17 protein-coding genes and 1 pseudogene are annotated in these 18,658 nt (G+C 73.5%); 13 read left to right on the top strand and 5 right to left on the bottom strand.

Annotation, left to right across the window (positions count from 1 at the left end; all coding sequences use genetic code 11):
* Positions 1-269: 269 nt before the first annotated feature.
* From ACZ4U4_RS15320 to ACZ4U4_RS15285, 8 genes are all read left to right on the top strand, one after another.
* Positions 270-824, top strand: a complete 555-nt coding sequence (locus ACZ4U4_RS15320) for a GlcG/HbpS family heme-binding protein (RefSeq protein ID WP_467873639.1) — start codon at positions 270-272, stop codon at positions 822-824.
* 381 nt (positions 825-1,205) lie between these two features.
* The gene (locus tag ACZ4U4_RS15315) at positions 1,206-1,367 is read left to right on the top strand and encodes a hypothetical protein (protein ID WP_391642324.1); all 162 of its coding nucleotides are present in this window, start codon (positions 1,206-1,208) and stop codon (positions 1,365-1,367) included.
* A 128-nt stretch (positions 1,368-1,495) separates the two neighbouring features.
* Positions 1,496-4,681, top strand: coding sequence for a lantibiotic dehydratase (locus ACZ4U4_RS15310; protein WP_467873635.1), 3,186 nt, complete (start codon positions 1,496-1,498; stop codon positions 4,679-4,681).
* Positions 4,678-5,970: a lanthionine synthetase C family protein gene (locus ACZ4U4_RS15305; RefSeq protein ID WP_467873634.1), complete on the top strand. Its 1,293-nt coding sequence runs from the start codon at positions 4,678-4,680 to the stop codon at positions 5,968-5,970. Before ACZ4U4_RS15310 ends, ACZ4U4_RS15305 begins: the two co-directional genes overlap by 4 nt.
* Positions 5,971-6,202: 232 nt before the next feature.
* Positions 6,203-6,826 (top strand): DUF4232 domain-containing protein, encoded by a 624-nt coding sequence (locus ACZ4U4_RS15300; RefSeq protein ID WP_467873632.1) that lies wholly within the window; start codon positions 6,203-6,205, stop codon positions 6,824-6,826.
* A 295-nt stretch (positions 6,827-7,121) separates the two neighbouring features.
* Entirely contained in the window at positions 7,122-7,871 is a 750-nt protein-coding gene (locus tag ACZ4U4_RS15295) for a DUF4232 domain-containing protein (protein WP_467873630.1), read from the top strand.
* A gap of 293 nt (positions 7,872-8,164) precedes the next feature.
* Complete coding sequence (locus ACZ4U4_RS15290) at positions 8,165-8,383, top strand: CbtB domain-containing protein (RefSeq protein WP_467873628.1); 219 nt, start codon at positions 8,165-8,167, stop codon at positions 8,381-8,383.
* A gap of 22 nt (positions 8,384-8,405) precedes the next feature.
* The gene (locus ACZ4U4_RS15285; protein ID WP_467873626.1) at positions 8,406-9,161 is read left to right on the top strand and encodes a CbtA family protein; all 756 of its coding nucleotides are present in this window, start codon (positions 8,406-8,408) and stop codon (positions 9,159-9,161) included.
* Between the two features lie 86 nt (positions 9,162-9,247).
* Here the strand turns inward: ACZ4U4_RS15285 and ACZ4U4_RS15280 are convergent, their stop codons facing one another.
* Positions 9,248-9,823 (bottom strand): histidine phosphatase family protein, encoded by a 576-nt coding sequence (locus tag ACZ4U4_RS15280; protein WP_467873624.1) that lies wholly within the window; start codon positions 9,821-9,823, stop codon positions 9,248-9,250.
* A 513-nt stretch (positions 9,824-10,336) separates the two neighbouring features.
* On the opposite strand from ACZ4U4_RS15280, the gene ACZ4U4_RS15275 reads away from it, so the two are divergent.
* The 3 genes and pseudogenes from ACZ4U4_RS15275 to ACZ4U4_RS15265 form a co-directional block, all read left to right on the top strand.
* On the top strand, positions 10,337-11,851 hold the full coding sequence (locus ACZ4U4_RS15275) for an MmgE/PrpD family protein (RefSeq protein WP_467873622.1): 1,515 nt from the start codon (positions 10,337-10,339) through the stop codon (positions 11,849-11,851).
* Complete coding sequence (gene prpB / locus ACZ4U4_RS15270; protein ID WP_467873620.1) at positions 11,851-12,756, top strand: methylisocitrate lyase; 906 nt, start codon at positions 11,851-11,853, stop codon at positions 12,754-12,756. Before ACZ4U4_RS15275 ends, prpB begins: the two co-directional genes overlap by 1 nt.
* A gap of 17 nt (positions 12,757-12,773) precedes the next feature.
* Positions 12,774-12,891 (top strand): annotated as a pseudogene (locus ACZ4U4_RS15265) (bifunctional 2-methylcitrate synthase/citrate synthase); the annotation flags it as partial.
* Between the two features lie 149 nt (positions 12,892-13,040).
* Here the strand turns inward: ACZ4U4_RS15265 and thiI are convergent.
* Positions 13,041-14,312: a tRNA uracil 4-sulfurtransferase ThiI gene (thiI, locus tag ACZ4U4_RS15260; RefSeq protein WP_467873618.1), complete on the bottom strand. Its 1,272-nt coding sequence runs from the start codon at positions 14,310-14,312 to the stop codon at positions 13,041-13,043.
* A gap of 11 nt (positions 14,313-14,323) precedes the next feature.
* On the bottom strand, positions 14,324-14,545 hold the full coding sequence (locus ACZ4U4_RS15255; RefSeq protein ID WP_467873616.1) for a hypothetical protein: 222 nt from the start codon (positions 14,543-14,545) through the stop codon (positions 14,324-14,326).
* 271 nt (positions 14,546-14,816) lie between these two features.
* Between ACZ4U4_RS15255 and ACZ4U4_RS15250 the strand changes: the two genes are divergently transcribed.
* Positions 14,817-15,191, top strand: coding sequence for a nucleoside triphosphate pyrophosphohydrolase (locus tag ACZ4U4_RS15250; protein WP_467873615.1), 375 nt, complete (start codon positions 14,817-14,819; stop codon positions 15,189-15,191).
* A 46-nt stretch (positions 15,192-15,237) separates the two neighbouring features.
* Here ACZ4U4_RS15250 and ACZ4U4_RS15245 read toward each other — a convergent pair whose 3' ends face one another.
* The gene (locus ACZ4U4_RS15245; RefSeq protein ID WP_467873613.1) at positions 15,238-16,581 is read right to left on the bottom strand and encodes a methyltransferase domain-containing protein; all 1,344 of its coding nucleotides are present in this window, start codon (positions 16,579-16,581) and stop codon (positions 15,238-15,240) included.
* Between the two features lie 16 nt (positions 16,582-16,597).
* Positions 16,598-17,665, bottom strand: coding sequence for a LysR family transcriptional regulator (locus ACZ4U4_RS15240; protein WP_467873610.1), 1,068 nt, complete (start codon positions 17,663-17,665; stop codon positions 16,598-16,600).
* A 359-nt stretch (positions 17,666-18,024) separates the two neighbouring features.
* Here ACZ4U4_RS15240 and ACZ4U4_RS15235 point away from each other — a divergent pair, with 359 nt between their 5' ends.
* Complete coding sequence (locus tag ACZ4U4_RS15235) at positions 18,025-18,645, top strand: hypothetical protein (protein ID WP_467873607.1); 621 nt, start codon at positions 18,025-18,027, stop codon at positions 18,643-18,645.
* Positions 18,646-18,658: the final 13 nt, after the last annotated feature.

Genomic DNA, 18,658 nt, shown 5'->3' with positions numbered 1-18,658 from the left:
GCCCGGGCACCCGTCCGACCTGCGCGGACGCGCGACGGACCCTCCCATTCTTTCCCCGCCCCGGGCCCCTGCGGGTCATCCGATCGGTTGACCCCCGCCTCCACCGACCCGCGCGCCGGGCCGAGCCGGTACGGCGACGGGCCGGGTCCGCGGGCGGACCCAGGATGGATGACGGAAGCGGGGGACCGGCCCGGCGGCACCCGGCACCCCTCGGCCCCGCCCCCGTACGGCCCACGCCACCTCGGCTTTGACACCACGGAGTTGATCCCATGAAGCACGTCACGAAGGTCTCCCGGCGTACCCGCGTCGTCACCGGCGGCGTGGCCGTCGCCCTCCTCGTCGGCGGCGCCGGTGCCTGGTCCGCCGCCGCCTCCACCCCGGCCGCCGAGCCGATCAAGGCCACCGCGGCCGACACGCACCTCACGCACTCCACCCACCTGACCGTCGACGCCGCCACCCGGGCCGCCCGGGCCGCGCTGGACGCCGCGGAGAAGGCGCACCAGAAGGTCTCGGTCGCCGTCGTGGACCGCAACGGCAACACGCTCGTCACCCTGCGCGGCGACGGCGCCGGCCCGCAGTCCTACGAGTCCGCGGTCAAGAAGGCGTACACCGCCGTCTCCTGGAACGCCCCCACCTCCGAACTGGTCAAGCGCCTGGGGAACGCCCCGACACTGAAGGACATCCCCGGCACCCTCTTCCTCGCCGGCGGCGCCCCGGTCACCGCGAAGGGCGCGCCGGTCGCCGGGATCGGCGTCGCCGGCGCCCCCTCCGGAGACCAGGACGAGACCTTCGCGCAGGCGGGGGCTGCCGCGCTGGCCAAGTAACGGCGATGGCCCACGGGCGTGAGGCCCGCCAGGCCCCCGGCGGCGCACCCCGTCCCCCGCACGGTGCGCCGCCGGTTCCTCTTTTCCCACCGCCGCGGTCCGTACGAAGGCGGCCACTGCCCGCGTGGACTTCCGTAAAGGATCTCCCCGCCTTCGGTGATGAGAAGGGAACAGGGCACCGGTTTTGCGTCACGGGCGGCCGAAAGGCGTTACCAACCCCCCCAGTTGGGCGTGGGTGGGAGAGCGGGGCCGGGATAAATTCGATCATGTGGCTGCCACGCCCGTCCGTCCGGAGCTGCGGTTGACCGCTGTGCGGGACCGGCGCGGAGCCGCTTGTGCGGTCACGCACGGATTCCATCGCCGAACGAACGGAGAACCACCATGTCTCTCGACCTGCTCGACGCTTTCGACCTGGACGTCCGCGAGGTCGTCGCCGAGGAGACGAGCTTCCAGGGCGAGGCCGACGCCCAGCGCACCGGCTGGACCAGCGTCGAGACCTGTTCCACGCTGCACACGCAGGTCAACTGCTTCCGGGGCTGCTGACCACGGAATCGGTGACACCGCCCGGTGCCCGGACCCCGCGGGGCCCGGGTACCGGATGCTCGGTGGCTCGCCCGCCGGGGCGGCAACGCCCGCTCGTAGTACGGCCGTTGCGCCGAGAAAGGTCAGTCATGCCCGAGGAGCCCCTGTTCCGAGGTACCGGCATCGGCATGGTCCGGGCGCCCGTCCGGCCGGTGCACGAGGCCGCGGAGGTCCGGCCGGACACCGGCCCCGGAACGGACGAGGCCGCCCGGCTGACCGCATCGCTGCACGCGCTGGCGGACGGTGCGCCGGTCCGTGAGGCCATCGAGATCTCCAGCCCGTCCCTGGCCGAGGTGCTGGACCGCGTACTGGACCGGGCGGAAAGCGTTCCGCTCCCTCAACTGCGGCGCTCCGTACGGGCCTTGGCGTCCTACCGGCTGCGGATGAGCAGCCGGGCCACGCCGTTCGGGCTGATGGCCGGGGTCGCCCCGGTGCGCTTCGCGGACGAGGCCACCGCCAAGGTGCGGTGGGGCGAGGCGCACACCCGGGCCGTCCGGCCGGACGGGGAGTGGCTCACCGGACTGGTGGCGGCCTGGGAACGCCGCCCCGGCGTCCTGCGCCACCTGCGCGTCGTCAGCAACGCGCTGTGCACCGTGCGCGGCGGCAGGCTCGTCCTCCCGTACGTCCCGGAGTCCGCCCGCGAGACGCCCTCCGGCACCGGCACCGGACCCACCCTCCGTACGGTGCAGGAGGTCAGCGTCCGGCACACGGTCGTCGTCCGGGCGGTACTGGAGGCCGCCCACCGGCCCGTACGGGGCGCGGAGCTGGCCCGGATGCTGCGGGAACGCTTCCCGGGCGCCACCGAGCAGGCGGTGGACGGCGTGCTGACCGAACTGGTCGCCAAGGAAATCCTGCTTACCGACGCCCGCCCGCCCCTGGAGACGGCCGACTCCCTGGAGCACCTGCTGCGCGTCTTCGCCGAGGTGCCCGCCGAGGACCTTCCCGAGCGCGCGGAACTCGCCGCGGTACAGCAGGAGATCGAGCGGTACGCGGCACAGCCCCTCGGCGACGGCCGCACCGTGCTGCGGGACCTCACCGCCCGTATGCGGAAGCTGAACGACCTGCCGAGTCCCCTCCAGGTCGATCTGGCGCTGGACGCCGAGGCCCGGCTGCCCGCCGCGGTGGCGGCGGAGGCCGCCCGCGCCGCCACCCTGCTCTGGCGGCTGTCCCCACCGCAGGGCGAACCCGCCCACCTGCGCGAATACCACGGAGCCTTCATGGAGCGCTACGGCACCGGACGCCTCGTCCCGGTCGCCGAACTGCTCGACCCGGACATCGGCCTGGCCGCCCCCGCGGGCTACCAGCGGCCGTCCAGCCCCCGCCGGGCCACGCCCGCCGAACCCGACCCGCAGCGCGACCGCATCCTCGCCGAACTGGCCCAGCAGGCGCTGCTGGACGGCGCCGACGAAGTGGTCCTCGACGACGACCACCCCGCCGTACGTGCCCTCGCCCACGACGGCGGACGGCCCCCCGCCTCCCTGGAGGTCAACGCACATCTCCTCGCCCGCTCCTGCGAGGAGCTGGCCGACGGCGACTTCCGGCTGGTGGTGGCGGGCGTCTCCGGGCAGGCCGGAGCCATGCTCGGCCGCTTCGGCCACCTGCTGAAGGAGGACGACCACGCCGAAGTGGCCGAGGCGGCGAGGGCCGGCGCCACGTCCGCCGGTGCGCTCGGCGCACAGGTGGCCTTCCGGCCCGGCCACGCACGCTCCGCCAACGTGGCGCAGGTACCGCAGTGGCTGGACCACACCCTGCCGGTGGGCTGCTTCGCCGATCCCGACGACCCCGCCGTCGTCGATCTGCGCCGCCTCGCGGTGGGCGCCGACCCCGACCGGCTGTACCTCGTGGACACCGCCTCCGGCCGCCAGGTCGACCCCGCGGTCTTCCACGTCCTCAACCCGCGATGGGCGCTGCCCAACGCGGCCCGTTTCGTCTGCGACATCGCCGGCAGCGGAGTGCGCCGCTGGCAGCCGTGGGACTGGGGAGCCGCCGATGCGCTGCCCCACCTGCCCCGAGTGCGGTACGGGCGCACCGTGCTCGCCCGGGCGTGCTGGCGGCCCACCGCCGAACTGCGCGACGCCGACCTGCCGTTCCCGCAGTGGCTGGAGGCGCTGGAGCGCTGGCGGGAGCGGTGGCGGGTCCCCGACCGGGTCTGGGCGGGCCAGGGGGACCGCGGCGTCCACCTCGACCTGACCCTGCCCGGCCAACCGGAACTCCTGCGCCACGAACTGCTCCGCCACGAGCAGGCGGAACTGCGCGAAGTACCCGCCGACGCCGCCGGGCTCCCGGACAGCTGGCTCGGCGGACCGGACGGCGCGCACCGCACCGAGGTCACCATTCCGCTGTGCACCGCCCGGCCCGCCGCCCCGGCCCCGCAGCCTCTGCCGGCGCGCCGGCACGCCCCGCCGCGCACGGCGCCGGGCGCCCATCTGCCGGGCGGCGACTGGCTGTACGCCTCCCTGTACGCCCCGGCCGAACGCCACGAGGAACTCCTCGCCGTCCACCTGCCGCCGCTCCTGGACGATCTGCCGCCCGAGGTCGACCGCTGGTTCTTCCTGCGGTACGGGGACGCCACCGGCGCCCATCTGCGCCTGCGCTTCCACGCCCCGCGCGAGGCGCTCCACGCCACGCTGCTGCCGAGGCTGCACGACCTCACCACCGCCCTGCGCGACGGCGGCGTGCTCGGCCGGGTCGTCATGGACACCTACGACCCGGAACTGGAGCGCTACGGCGGACCGGAGGCCATCGAAGCCGCGGAACGGGCCTTCCACGCCGACAGCGTGGCGGTACTGGCCCATCTGCGCCGCGCCTACGCCCGTACCGACACCACCGCGCCGCTGCTGCGGGTGGCCGCGGGCTTCACCGACCTGGCCCGCGCCTTCCACGGCGGGGGCGACGAGGTGGCGGGACAGGCCGCCGCGGAATGGCTCACCCGCGTCGTGGCCAAGGACGAGACGCGCCAACGCGCCTTCCGCGAGCGGCGACGCGAGGCCCTGATACTCGTCGATCCGTACCGCACCGAGCCGGGGCCCGCCGCCACCGACGAGGCGCTGCGCACCGCATGGACCCACCGGGCCGAGGCCGTCGCCGCCTACGGACAGCTGCTGCGCGACCTGGGCGACCGCTGCTGGTCCGGCCCCGACCAGGTACTTCTCTCGTTGCTGCACATGCACCACAACCGGCTGGTGGGCGTGGACCGCGACCACGAGAACCTCGCCCTCGCCGTCGCCCGGGGCGCGGCACAGGCCCACACCGACCGCAGGAGGCACCGCCGATGAACCCCACCGGCCCGGCCGGGGACGGCGCCCCTGATCCGGTCGCACTGCGGACACGGGCCACCGAGGCGGTCGGCGAGGTCGCCGAGCGGCTGGCCGACCCCCGGAAGGTGGCGGAGACCGCCGACTTCTGGATCCCGTCGGCGCTGAGCGACGGGCACTCGGGGATGGCACTGTTCTTCGCCGAACTCGCCCACCAGGACCCCGCACACCGCCCCACCGTCCACGCCCACCTCGCGGCCTGCGCCGCCGCCCTGCCCGGCCGGCCCGGCGCCGGGCTCTACCACGGAGCGCCGGCACTGACCTTCGCCGCGCATACCGCCCGGCGCGTCCCGGACGACTACGCGGGGTTGCTGGCGCGCCTCGACCCCGCGGTCGACGCCACCGTCCGTGCGCTGCTGGAGCAGGACCGGGCCCGCCTCGCCGAGCGCCGGGCCGGTCTCCCCTTCTCCGCCTACGACCTGATCGGCGGTCTGGCCGGCCTCACCCGGCTGCTGCTGGCCCGGCGCCCGGCGGACGACCCCACGCTGACCGGTGCGGTGGCCCATCTGCTCCGGATCCTGGAGCCCCTGCCACGGGACGGAACGCCGGTTCCGGGCTGGTGGTCGCCGGGCGGGTCCCACGACCGGGCCGACGAGAGCTTCCCCGACGGCCATCTCAACTTCGGGGTGGCGCACGGCATCCCCGGGGTGCTGTCGGTCCTGGTGACCGCCCACCGCGCGCAGGTGCCGGTGCCCGGACTCGGCGACGGGATCCACCACATCGCCGCACTGCTGCTGGCCCGGCGCACGGCGGACGGCCGGTGGCCCGCGCTGCTCCCGCTGTCCGACTTCACCGCCGGCCGCACCACGTACCCCGGCCGCTCCGCCTGGTGCTACGGCACCCCCGGCGTGGCCGCCGTACTGCACCGGGCCGGACAGGCGCTGGACCGGCCCGACTGGCGACGGACCGCGGTGGACGCCGCCCTCCTCGACCTGACGGACCCGTCCGGTGTGGGTGACGCCGGTCTCTGCCACGGCTGGGCCGGTCTGCTGCACCTGGCGACGGTCCTCGGCCACGCCTCCGGCGACGCCCGCTTCACCGCCCTTCAGCACCGGTTCGCCGCCCGCACACTGGACTTCCACGACCCCGCCCGGCCCTTCCTCTTCGGCGGGGACCCCGCGCAGGAGACCGGAGGCGCAAACTCCGCCGGCCTCCTCACCGGCGCCGCCGGCACCGCCCTCGCCCTCCACGCCTACGCCACGGGCGCACCCCCGGCCTGCGGCTGGGATGCGGCGTTGCTGCTGAGCTGAGGGACGCCCCCGAGCGGCGCGCCGCCGGGGAAGCGCCGAACGCTTTGCTCACGCGATCATGCCGGAGCAGCGTCCGGTGTGGCCGGGTATCTCCGCCGCCGCGCCGTCACGTTTGTCAACGGACTGTGGAGACAAGGGGGCTGGGCACGGAACCGGTGCCGGGCCGTGGGAGTCTCGGTGATCACGGAAGGCTCACCCGCGGGTGAGCGGCACCACCCCGCAAGGAGAGAAAATGCGCGCCCACACCCTGTCCCTCGCCGGTCTGGCCCTCGTCGCCGGGCTCACGCTCACGGCCTGCGACGGAGGGGACAAGTCGGCGGCGAGTGACGCACCCTCGTCCGCCCAGGGCTCCGGCGACTCCGCCCAGAACGGCGGCGACTCCGCGGCCCCCGCCGACGGAGGCTCCGCCTCGGGCGGATCCGGCTCCGCGTCCGGCGGCTCCACCGGCGGCTCCGGCTCCGGCGCGGGCGACACCTGCAAGACCGCGCAGCTCGACTTCAGCCTCTCCCACGGCATGGCCGAGGGCAGCTACCTGGTCAACCTCAAGAACACCGGGTCCGCCGCCTGCTCCCTCCAGGGTTTCCCGGGTGTCGACCTCAAGGGCAAGGACGGCACCATCAGCGCCACCCGCAGCACGGTCGCCCCGGTGAAGGTCACCGTCCAGCCCGGCGAGGAGACCCGTTTCACCCTGAACGCCCCGCCGAACAACTCCGGCGGCAGCGGCGTGACCTTCACCTCCCTGATCGTCACCCCGCCCAACGAGACCCACTCCCACACCCTGCCCGCCGGCATCAACCTCCCCGCCTCCGACAAGCCCGTGGCCGTCACCGTCGACCCGGTCGGCACGGGCAAGTAACCCTGCTGCGGCCGTTTCCTGTCCGGCGCGGAAGGCGGCTTCCAGGAAGTCGTCGACCGCGGCCCGGCCGGCCGTCTCGCTCCAGGGCGCCACGGCACCGGAATCCGTGGGTCCGGACATAGGCGGTCATCTCCGTCCGCAGCGCCACCCGCAATTGTCAGCATCCTGTTCGGACTTGTCAGCGTCCTGTTGTGGCAGGGGAATCGGGCGCGGAAGCGGCCGGTGGCGGTGTGATCCTCAGGAGGCATGCAAGGCCCACCCACGGTGAGCAGTACCACCCCGCAAGGAGATTCAGATGCGCGCCCACATACTTCCTCTCACCGCTTTGGTCCTCGCCGCCGGACTCTCGCTCACGGCTTGTGACGGTGGCGGCGGCTCCAAGGCGAGTTCGGTATCCTCCCCCTCGTCCGCCCAGGGCGCCGACGACTCCCCCCAGAACTCCGGCAAGGCCCCGGCCCGCGCCGCCAGCGCCTCCGAGTCCCGCGCCGCCGGTGCCTCCGATTCCCGCGAGGGCGGCGCCTCCAGCTCCGGTGAGGGCGGCACCTCCAGCTCCCATGAGGGCGGTGCCTCCGGTTCCCGCGAGGCGGGCACCTCCGGCTCTCGCGCGGAGTCCGGCTCCCGCTCCGGCTCGGGCAGCGCGCCGAGGGGTGGCGAGGCCGCCGCCCGCTCCTGCACGACCTCGCAGCTCGCCTTCAGCGCCGTCGGCGGCCGCAGCACCTACACGATCACCTTCAAGAACACCGGGTCCGCCGCCTGCACCCTCCAGGGCTTCGCGGGGGTCGACCTCAAGAGCCGCTGGGGCAGCGTGAGCGTCGACCGCAGCAAGGTCACCCCGCCGAAGGTCAGCATCGTGCCCGGGGGCACGACGCGCTTCCTCCTGCACTACCAGCCGAACACCTCCGGCGGCAGCGGGTTGACCTTCACCTCCATGAAGATCACCCCGCCCAACGAGACCCACTCCCGTTCCCTGCCGATCAACCTCAACATCGCCGCCAGCGAAGACTCCCCGCCCCTCACGATCGACCCGGTCGGCACGGCCAGGTGACTTCTTCGCCGATCGTGCAGATCCGGCCGCGGTTCTGTCGCTGACCTGTGTCTCCCGGGCCGGCGGCCGACCGGATCTTCACGGGGCCCGCCCTTGGCCGGTCACCCGCCACGCGGTACCTTCGGTGCGATATCGACGACGGCACGACGGAAGCCGGTGCAAATCCGGCACGGTCGCGCCACTGTGTGCACGCCGCCCCTCCGCACGGACGGGGCGGTGTGTGAGTCAGACCCGGGGCCGTCGTCCTGTGCACCACCGAGATGGGACGCGAACTCCCAAAGGAGGCACCCGCCATGGCGCAGCCCTTCGCCCACCCGACCGCCGCTCCCGCGACACCCGCCAAGCTTCCGCTCAAGACGGTCGCTCCCTGGGCGGTCTTCGTCGGCATCCTGATGCTGGTTCTGCTCTACTTCGTCGGCGCCGAGCAGGGCGCCACCTCCGTGTTCAACGGCGCGGGGGTTCATGAATGGGTGCACGACGCCCGCCACCTGCTCGGCTTCCCCTGCCACTGACGCAAGGGACGCCGCCACCTCCATGAACTCCACCACCGTCCGCAATCTGCTCGTTCGCGGCATGCTCGCCGGCCTGGGGGCCGGCGTGCTCGCCCTGATCGTCGCCTACGTCCTCGGCGAGCCGAACGTCAACAGCGCCATCGGCTTCGAGGAGGCCCACGCCGGGCACTCCCACGGCGACGAGGTCGAACTCGTCTCCCGTGGCCTGCAGTCCACCGCAGGGCTCGCCACCGGCGTCCTCGTCCACGGCATCGCCTTCGGCAGTATCGCCGCCCTCGCCTACTGCTTCGCCCTCGGCCGGGTGGGCCGCTTCGGTCCCCGCGCCACCGCGCTGCTGCTCTCCGGCTGCGCCCTGCTCGCCGTCTACGTCGTCCCGTTCCTGAAGTACCCGGCCAACCCGCCCGCCGTCGGCGACCCCGACACCATCGGCGAACGGACCGCCCTGTACTTCCTGATGATGCTGCTCAGCGTGCTCCTCACACTCGCCGCCACCCTCCTGGGCAGGCGGCTCGCGCCCCGCATCGGCAACTGGTACGCCACGGTCGTCGCCGTCCTCGCCTTCGCCGTGGTCATCGCTCTCGCCTACGCGTTCCTGCCCGTCGTCGACGAGGTGCCGGAGCACTTCCCGGCGGCGCTGCTGTGGCGCTTCCGGCTCTCCGCCCTCGGTATGCAGCTCACCCTGTGGGCCGGTTTCGGGCTGCTCTTCGGCGAGTTGGCCCAGCGGCTGCTGCGCCCGGAACCGGCGGCCTCCGCCCAGGCGGTACCGGCCGGTTCGTAAGACGAGTCCGTACGCACGAAGGGCCCCCGGCAGCCGGCCGGGGGCCCTTTCGCACGTGCCGGGCGACCGCGCCCACCCGGAAGCCGTCACCCGGCGGCGAGCGGCCCCCCGAGCCGGAGGTTCCAGCGTCCCGCCCGGCCGGTCAGCTCCGTGCAGGTCAGCGGCGGTACGTCGAAGCGCCAGAACGCGGCGGTGGGCGCCCCCGTCGCATGGACGGCCGCCGCCCGCACCGCCTCCGGCTCCACCACCGCCACGATCCGGCCCGCCGCGGGCCGCAGCGCGTCCAGCCAGTGCGCCACCCGGGCACAGGCGTCCGCCACCGACTCCCCGCCGGGGACCGCCGCCTCGGGATCGGCCAGCCAGCGCGCCACCGCCTCCGGCTCGGCCGCGGCCACCTCCTCCAGGGTGCGGCCGCGCCAGTGCCCGGCGTCCAGCCCGGCCAGCTCCGCCGGGGCGTCGTCCGGGGCCAGCCCCAGGGCCTCGGCGGTCTCCCGGCAGCGCACACTCGGCGAGGTCACGACGGCGTCCGCGGCGGGCAGCGCCCCGGCCGCCGCCCGGGCGTGCGCCGCCCCCGAGGCGTCCAGCGGATCACCGTCGTCGAACGCCGCCCGACGCAGGGACGCGGTCATGGCGGCGGAGACGAGCAGTACACGGCTGGTCACGAGGGCTCCTTCGGCGGGGCGGGCGGGGTGGCGCGGTGGACGACGGGGCACGGGACGTAGCTGCGGCGGTCCGGGTCGATGGCGCGGCGGCCGCCCACCGGGGGCCGCGCCCGCCGGGCGCAGTCGCGCCGCTGACAGACACCCGGCCGGTACGCGGCTCCAGCGCCTCGACGAGGCGTTCCGCCTCGGTGTCCGGCGCGCCGAAGTGGTTGTGGTGGGCGGAAAGAAGTCACGTACCGTGCTCCCGGCGCAGCCGCCGCAGCTTCGCGTGGGCGTGGACCTTGCGGCCGGGCGCTCCCCGGGCCATCACGTACCTCCCGTCGCGGGCCCCGCGCGCCCGCGACGCGGCGAGCCCACCACTTGCGAAGCTAGCATCCGCACCTTTCGCACCTTTCGCAGATTCGCAGCTCCGCGACGTATGGAATCCGTATCCGGGAACGCTGGCCCGCCCCGGCTCCGGCGGGCAGGCTCAGGGCTGTCACCACCGCAGCGCCCGACACCCCGAGGAGTCCCGTGATCGAGCACCGTGTCCGTGTCCGCCCCAGCGCCGACCGCCTGCCGCGCGAGGAACAGCTCGCCTGGCGGCTCGCCTCCGTGGCCACCGCCACCGAGGAGCTGGACGCGGCGAGCGTCACCATGGCCGTCAACCGGGTCATCGACAACGCCGCGGTCGCCGTCGCCTCCCTGACGCGCCGCCCGGTGGCCGTCGCCCGCGCCCAGGCCACCGCCCACCGCACCCCTTCGTCCGGCGCATCCGGCGCCTCCGTCTTCGGCTCCCGCGCCCGCGTCTCACCCGAGTGGGCCGCCTGGGCCAACGGCACCGCCGTCCGCGAACTCGACTATCACGACACCTACCTGGCCGCCGACTACTCCCACCCCGGCGACAACATCCCGCCGCTGCTCGCCGTCGCCCAGCACACCGGCCGCACCGGCGCCGACCTGCTGCGCGCCGTGGTCACCGCGTACGAGATCCAGGTCGCGCTGGTCAAGGGCGTCTGCCTGCACGCGCACCGCATCGACCACGTCGCCCACCTCGGCGCCGCCACCGCCTGCGGCCTCGGCGCCCTGCTGCGGCTGCCCACCGAAACCGTCCACCAGGCCGTCCAGCAGGCCGTGCACACCACCACGGCGACCCGGCAGTCCCGCAAGGGCGAGATCTCCAGCTGGAAGGCGTTCGCCCCGGCCTTCGCCGGAAAGGCCGCCATCGAGGCCGTCGACCGGGCGATGCGCGGCGAGACCTCGCCCTCCCCGATCTACGAGGGCGAGGACGGCTTCCTCGCCTGGATGCTCGACGGCCCGGACGCCGACTACCGGGTGAGCCTCCCCGAGCCGGGCGAGCCGCGCCGCGCCATCCTCGACACGTACACCAAGGAGCACTCCGCGGAGTACCAGGCGCAGGCGCTCATCGACCTGGCCCGCCGGCTGGGCGGGACGGCGCCGCTCGACCGCGTCGCCTCGATCGTTCTCCACACCAGCCACCACACCCACCACGTCATCGGCTCCGGCGCCAACGACCCGCAGAAGTACGATCCGACGGCGAGCCGCGAGACGCTCGACCACTCGATCCCGTACATCTTCGCCGTCGCCCTCCAGGACCGCGCCTGGCACCACGAGCGCTCCTACGCGCCCGAGCGTGCCGCCCGGCCCGACACCGTCGCGCTGTGGCAGAAGATCACCACGGTCGAGGACCCGGAGTGGACCCGCCGCTACCACGACCCCGACCCGCAGCGCCGCGCCTTCGGCGGCCGCGCCGTGCTCACCCTCGACGACGGCACCGTCATCGAGGACGAACTCGCCGTCGCCGACGCCCACCCGGCCGGCGCCCGCCCCTTCGACCGCCCCGCCTACGAGGGCAAGTTCCGCACCCTCGCCGACGGCACCGTCACCCCGGACGCCCAGGACCGCTTCCTGGCCGCCGCCGCCCACCTGCCCGATCTGACCGCGCCCGACCTCGGCGGACTCTTCCCCGCGGTCGACACCGACGCCGTCGCCGCCTGTGACGCGGACCTGCCGAAGGGCCTGTTCTGATGCTGCACACCCGCACCACCCCGGCCCAGCGCCGCCGCGCACTGCGCGAACGGCTCGCCACCGGCCGCCTGCTGGCCGTGCCCGGCGCCCTCAACCCGCTCTCCGCGCGGCTCATCCAGGACACCGGCTTCGAGGCCGCGTACCTCTCCGGGGCGGTCCTCGCCGCCGACCTCGGACTGCCCGACATCGGGCTGACCACCGCCACCGAGATCGCCGCCCGCGCCCAGCAGACCACCCGCGCCACCGACCTGCCGGTCCTCATCGACGCCGACACCGGCTTCGGCGCACCGATGAACGCGGCCCGCACCGTCCAGCTGATGGAGGACGCGGGCCTGGCCGGACTCCATCTGGAGGACCAGGTCAACCCCAAACGCTGCGGCCACCTCGACGGCAAGACCGTCACCTCCCGCGAGGAGATGACCCGCCGCATCCGCGCCGCCGCCGACGCCCGCCGCGATGCGGACTTCCTCCTGATGGCCCGCACCGACGCCCGCTCCGTCGAGGGCCTGGACGCCGCGATCGACCGCGCCAGGGCCTACGTCGACGCCGGCGCCGACGCGATCTTCCCCGAAGCCCTCACCGACGAGCGGGAGCTCGCGGCCTTCCGCGCCGCCGTCGACGTGCCGCTGCTCGCCAACATGACGGAGTTCGGCAAGACCCCGCTCCTCGACGCCCGCACCCTGGAGAACCTCGGCTACGACATCGCGCTCTACCCCGTCACCCTGCTGCGCCTGGCGATGGGCGCCGTCGAGGACGGGCTGCGCACCCTCGCCGCCGAAGGCACCCAGAAGTCCCTGCTCCCGCGCATGCAGACCCGCTCCCGGCTCTACGAACTCCTCGGCTACGAGGAGTACGCGGCCTTCGACTCCGCCGTCTTCGACTTCACCCTCCCGCCCGGCACCTGACCGCCGGAAGGCGTCCGCCGCCGGACCGCGCCACCGCCGAGCTGCCGGCCCGGCTGCCCGAGACCTGCCACCCGATGGACGTGCTGCGCTGCGCGGTTCAGCTTCTTCGGCGCCGAGGACCCCACCGAGGACGAACAGCTCGCCCACAACTCCCTGATCCGCCCGCTCGCCTCGTACGGCGGCCCGGGCCGGCGGGCGGTGCCGCTCGCCGCGTAGGACACCGCCACGGAGACCGCCCGCTCCCCGCCGTTACGAGGAGCGGGCAGGACGGAGGGGGCCTGCCGTCAGGCGGGTGCCGGGCAGTCGCCGCCCTTCGCCGGTGCCGTCGCGTCCTCCCCGGGGCGCAGCACCTGCGCCGACTCCAGCAGCGCCTCGATCACCTCGTCCATCTCCAGCCGCCGCTCCACCGAGCGCAGCTGCGGCAGCCCGGCCCGGGTGCTGACCTGCGGCGGGGCCAGCAGCGAGCAGCAGTCCTCGTCCGGCAGGACCGACACCTCGGCCGTACCGATCGCCCGCGCCTCGTCGATGATCTCCTGCTTCTCCCAGCCGATCAGTGGCCGCAGCACCGGCAGCCGGGCCGCCTCGTCCACCGCGACCATGTTCGCCAGCGTCTGGCTCGCCACCTGCCCCAGACTGTCGCCCGTCACCAGCGCCTCGGCCCCGGTCCGCGCCGCCAGCGCCGAGGCGGTACGCACCATCAGCCGCCGCTGCGCGACCACCTGGAGCCGTCCCGCCCCCGCCACCGCGAGCTGCTTCTGCGCCGAGCCGAGCGCGACCACGTGCAGCTCGCCCGGCGGCTGGCTGCGGTTCAGCTCCCGGGCCAGCGCATACGCCTTGTAGACGGAGGCGGCGTTGGTGTACGGCGCCCCGCTGAAGTGGACGAAGTCGCAGGCCAGACCGCGCCGCATGGCCCGGTGCGCGGCCACCGGTGAGTCGTACCCGCCGGACAGCAACACCAGCGCCCGCCCGCTGGAGCCGACCGGCAGCCCGCTCAGCCCGCGGTGGCGTTCCCACGACAGATAGGTCTCCCGGTGGTCGATCTCCACCGAGAGGGTGACGTCGGGCCGCGTCAGATCGACGGGCAGCCCCGCCACCGCCTCCTGGATCCGCGCCCCCAGATGCACCGCCATCTTCGACGACGTCAGCGGGAAGTCCTTGTTCCGCCGCCGCACCCGGACGGCGAAACTGCGCACCCGCCGCTCCGCACAGGCCGCACGCAGCGCCGCGACGGCCGCCGCGGTCACGTCCTCCATCGTCGACGGCACCCGCACGGCGGGCTCGACGCAGTGGAACCCGACGACCCGCCGGGCCCGCTCCACCAACGCCTCCGGCGGCACCTCACCACCCAGCACGGTGATGTTCTGCGCCCCCTTGATCCAGGTGGAGCCGCCGATACCGCGCAGCGCGATCCGCAGATTGTCGTGGAGCCGCTCGATGAACCGGTGGCGGTTGCGTCCCTTGAGGAAGACCTCACCGTGCTTGAGCAGCACACAGGAACCGCCGACCGGAGCGGCGGAGGTGTCCCGGGGAGCGGGGACGGAGGAGTTGCCGGTCATGTGTGAACCTTTCAGAATACCCAGTCGTCGTCGGCGGTGTCCTCCGCCTTGCCCATGACGGAGGACGATCCGGAGCCGGAGAAGAAGCCGTGATTCTCGTCCGCCCCCGGCGACAGCGTCGCCAGGATCTCCGGATCGCCCTCCGTCTCCGTGGCGCCGAACCGGGCCGGGTGGCCCAGGTCCATCAGCGCCCTGTTCGCGTGGTGGCGGACGAAGACGGCCACATCGTCCATCAGCCCGGGCGGTGGCGTACAGCCGACCCGAGTACTACAGCTCCAGTGGCCTCACCGGACACCCGCAGCGCCCGGTGATCCACCCGCACCCACAACACTGCCTCCGATCGCAGCCGGATGGGCCGGCCCGGACGTGGTGTTCGCGGAGTCGGTCAGGCCGAGTTCCTTGCCGGTCGGGGCGGCGTCACCTCCGCGAAGGCGCCCATCCGTACGAGTGGGTTCCGTGGGACGTCTGGTCAGAGGAGTGGCGACTTCCCTAGGCTGCGGCGGCATGAGGGGCGGCGGTTCGGCGACCGCTCCGCGGCGACGGGTGCAGCAGGTGAACCGCTACAGCACAGCCGGCAAGTTGGTACGTGACCGGATCCCGCAGATCATCCGGGAGGACGGGGCCGAGCCGATCGTCCGGACCGCGGGCCCGGAGGAGTACCGCAGCCGCCTGCGGGACAAGCTCGGCGAGGAGGTCGCCGAGTTCCTCGCGGCGGACGAGGCCGACGCCCCGGAAGAACTGGCGGACGTCCTGGAGGTCGTCCGCGCCCTCGCCGCCGACCTCGGCGTCGCCCCCGGCCAACTGGAGAAGATCCGCGAGGCCAAGGCACGGGAACGGGGCGGCTTCACCGAGCGTGTGGTGTGGGTGGGCAATCGGTGAGGGACCCACCGTAGGGGCGCCTCGCCACGGTTCGGCCGTGCCCCGCTCATCCGCCGGGCCGGGTCAACGTGGCGTGGCACGCTGCTGTCAGCTCGAAGGCGGGGGCGCCGACGGCGGGGACGAGGCCGGCCCGGCGGCCGAGGGCGATGATCTCGTCCGGCCCGATACCGCGCTGGACGGTCCCCTTGCTCCGGTGTGACCAGTAGCTGTCGTGATGGGCGGCCCATCCGCCGTCCGCGGCGGCCCTGGCGATCTCCTCGGGGGAGCGGGTGACCACCACGAGGTACCCGTCGGGCCGGACGTAGGACGCCGCGTCCTTGAGGACCCGGATCCGCTGCCAGGGGTCGGCCAGCACATTCAGCACGAACACCGAGGTGACCAGGTCGAATCCGGTCCGCCGCGGACGGGGCCGGCCGAAACCCTCGTACGGGTCGAAGCCTTCGGCGTCCAGCCCCGCCGACCCGTAGTGGACGACATCGACGCCGCGGCCGCAGCCGTGGTCCAGGACCGTTCTGATGCCGAGCGGTCCGGCCAGATGCTCGGTCACCGCCCTGGCTGCCGCGGACGGCGCCTGGCGGGTCATCGCGGTCTTGTGCGGCTGATACGCCCGCCGGGCGGGCGGGACGGTGGCGGGGGAGTGGCCGGTGAGATCGCTCAGCGCGAAGAGCACATCGTCCGGCCCGGCCGCGGGGAGGGTGACGGGCAGATCGATCAGCAGCGCGGAGTGGTCCGTGAACGCGGTGGGGCCGCTGCGGACCGCCGCGTCGGCGCGGACCGTGGTCGTCGCCGTCAGATGGTCGCTGAGCAGGGCGAGGTCGCAGCGGAAGCGGCTGGGTCTGCCCGACAGGGTGCGTTCGAAGGTGAAGGCGTGATCCGCGCCGGCGGTGGTGTCGACCAGTCCCGCTCCGTCCGTCAACTGCCGCAGCCTCATCCGTTCCGTCTCGGTGGTGAAGGAGCTGAACTCCTCGCCGTACCGGCCGTCCTCGAGGCGCGGTGCGAGGTTGAAATCACCGCAGATCAGCAGCGGGCGGCCGTCCTCGGCCGCGGCCATCGTGCCCAGCTTCGCCAGCTGGGCGGCCCGGGCGGAGCCGGTGCGGGCATCGAGATGCACCTGTAGGACGACGAGCCACTCCAGCTCGACTCGCTGCACCCAGGTGCCGGGGGAGGAGACGGCCGGTGCGGCCAGATCTTCACCGATCCAGGCGGCGAGGTGGCCGTCGCCACCGGCGAAGGTGAAGCCCTCCAGCGCGGGAGGGGGCCGGTCGGCCGGTTTGTACGGTTCCTGCGCGAGGACGGCCCGGACGCCGTGTGCGCGGAGCCAGGCGGCGAAACGGGAGCGGGCGCCCGGGGCGCCGAGGCGTTTGTCGAGATTGACCGAGGCCAGCAGCACGAGAGGGTCCTTGGGGTCACAGGGGCAGGGGCTTGCCGGACGCGGCCTCCTCACGGAAGGCGTTCCACAGGATGTTCAGCGGGTGGGAGGGGCCGTAGGTCTCGCGTTCGCCCTTGCGGGCGAAGACGCCGGAGACCAGCCGGAGTGCCGGGGCGAAGTCGTCGGCGAAGTCGATGAGCCGGAAGTCCTCGCTGGTCGGCAGGCGCCCGTCGACGGCGGCCTGGCCTATGGAGCGGGCGCACAGCATGCAGCCGTAGGTCATCCGGCTCCGCAGCAGGGCCAGGCCGTAGTAGATGTCGTCGATCTCGGCGGCGATCTGCAGCTGCGACCGGAAGTCCGGGCCGTACCAGCGCTCGACGAAGTCGGTGATCACCCCACGGGACGGGATGACCAGCGGCAGGCTCCGCAGCCGGTCGGTGCCGACGGTTCTGACGGCCAGTTCGCGCACCGGGAGGTTGGTGAGCAGGGCCAGCCCCTCGCGGTGCCATTCGAGGAAGTCGTACGCGGGGGCGACCCGCTCGGTGGCGGCGTCGGCCGCCAGACCACCGCACAACAGGTCGACCTGGCTGGAATCCAGGTGCTTCCAGAAGTCGCGGGTCCGCACGTGGACGACCTTCAGCTCGACCTCCCGCTCCAGCAGGGCCGGAGCCACCCGCTCCCATACCCGGCCGAGGAACCCGAGGGTGAATTCGGTGGTCCCCACCGTCAGCGTCGAACCGAGCCGACGGCGGGAGGCGGCGATGCCCCGCAGCCAGTCGGCGAAGGTGGCACGGGCCCTTTCCACGACCTCCAGCCCGGTCGGGGTGAACAGGAAATCTTTGCCGCGCCCCTGTTTGACCACCAGCATCTCACCGGTCAGGGATTGGAAATTGCGGTTGAGAATATCGAGTTGCTTCTGCACGCTGGATTGTTCACGTCCGAGAACCTTCGCCGCGGCCAGCGCGGTTCCGGCCTCGTGCACGACGATCAACGTCCGCATCTGGTCCCAGGTCAGGTCCAGCAGGTCCGGGGAGCACGACAGCAGATCTGCTCGGAACCCCTGCGGGCCCGGCACCTTCAGCGGTCCGGACGGTGACGACGGCACCTCACGCCCCTCCCTGCCGCGACTCCACCAGCTTGCACTGTCCACGCGGCCAACGGAACTGAACTTCTCCGCATTTCACCCCGAGAAAACCTTCAAATGTCCCACCGAATATATGGAAATCGCGGATTTTCCGGGGGAACATTTTCTGCAGCCGCGATCCTCTTTCCGTAAATGCGGTTGCCCACCGTATTGATCACGTCACGGCCGGCCGCCCGGAACACCGCGTACCACCGCACGACCTGACGGCCCGACCGGCGCCGCACACCGGACGCCGGCACCGCCGCCCGGGCGTACGACCGCTCCGAAGAGCAGATACCCGATGCCGGCGCATCCCTCGCCGGTCCGACCCGGAGGCGACCATGGACTGCCAGTTCTGCACCGAGTTCGCGCTGCGCGAGCGCACGACCCGGATCATCACCGAGACCGCCGGAGGATGGGTGCTGTTACCCACCGTCGGCGCCTTCACCCCCGGCTACTGCCTGTTCATGCCGGTGACACACCTCGACGCCACCGCCGACCTCGGCCGCACCGAGCTGGAGCGGGTCGCTGCGGAGACGGAGGAGATGCGGGCGCTGATCCAGGCACGCTACGGACCTGTCGTCCTGGCCGAGCACGGCCCGCGCGACGGTGAACTCGGCGCCTCCTGCTGCAGCCACTGCCATCTGCACCTGATCCCCGTCCCCGACCCGGACGCGGTCACCGCCGCCTACGAACGGATCGGCGGCCCCGCACGGCGCCTCGCCGCCCTGGCGGAACTCCCGGCCGCCGGGGACACCTCCTACCTCTACCTGTCGCCCCGGCCCGGGGAACACCACTACTGGCCCTCGGCAGGCTTCGCGCGCCAGTTCGTGCGCCGTGTCTGCGCGGACCACCTCGGTGTCGGCGACGTCTTCGACTGGCGCGACCACCCGTTCACCACGCACCGCGAGCGCACCTTCCTCGCACTCTCCGCGGACCTGGGCCTCACCGACGCCGCCTGACGGACGAAAGGGG

This window comes from Streptomyces sp. NPDC029159, from assembly GCF_055564055.1.
This window is presented reverse-complemented; position numbering and strand designations above follow the sequence as displayed.

Coding starts and splice junctions, on each gene's coding strand:
- ACZ4U4_RS15250 (WP_467873615.1), top strand. CDS start 14,817: ATGAGGGGCGGCGGTTCGGCGACCGCTCCGCGGCGACGGGTGCAGCAG.
- ACZ4U4_RS15305 (WP_467873634.1), top strand. CDS start 4,678: ATGAACCCCACCGGCCCGGCCGGGGACGGCGCCCCTGATCCGGTCGCA.
- ACZ4U4_RS15310 (WP_467873635.1), top strand. CDS start 1,496: ATGCCCGAGGAGCCCCTGTTCCGAGGTACCGGCATCGGCATGGTCCGG.
- ACZ4U4_RS15290 (WP_467873628.1), top strand. CDS start 8,165: ATGGCGCAGCCCTTCGCCCACCCGACCGCCGCTCCCGCGACACCCGCC.
- ACZ4U4_RS15300 (WP_467873632.1), top strand. CDS start 6,203: ATGCGCGCCCACACCCTGTCCCTCGCCGGTCTGGCCCTCGTCGCCGGG.
- ACZ4U4_RS15295 (WP_467873630.1), top strand. CDS start 7,122: ATGCGCGCCCACATACTTCCTCTCACCGCTTTGGTCCTCGCCGCCGGA.
- ACZ4U4_RS15320 (WP_467873639.1), top strand. CDS start 270: ATGAAGCACGTCACGAAGGTCTCCCGGCGTACCCGCGTCGTCACCGGC.
- thiI (WP_467873618.1), bottom strand. CDS start 14,312: ATGACCGGCAACTCCTCCGTCCCCGCTCCCCGGGACACCTCCGCCGCT.
- prpB (WP_467873620.1), top strand. CDS start 11,851: ATGCTGCACACCCGCACCACCCCGGCCCAGCGCCGCCGCGCACTGCGC.
- ACZ4U4_RS15315 (WP_391642324.1), top strand. CDS start 1,206: ATGTCTCTCGACCTGCTCGACGCTTTCGACCTGGACGTCCGCGAGGTC.
- ACZ4U4_RS15235 (WP_467873607.1), top strand. CDS start 18,025: ATGGACTGCCAGTTCTGCACCGAGTTCGCGCTGCGCGAGCGCACGACC.
- ACZ4U4_RS15255 (WP_467873616.1), bottom strand. CDS start 14,545: ATGGACGATGTGGCCGTCTTCGTCCGCCACCACGCGAACAGGGCGCTG.
- ACZ4U4_RS15285 (WP_467873626.1), top strand. CDS start 8,406: ATGAACTCCACCACCGTCCGCAATCTGCTCGTTCGCGGCATGCTCGCC.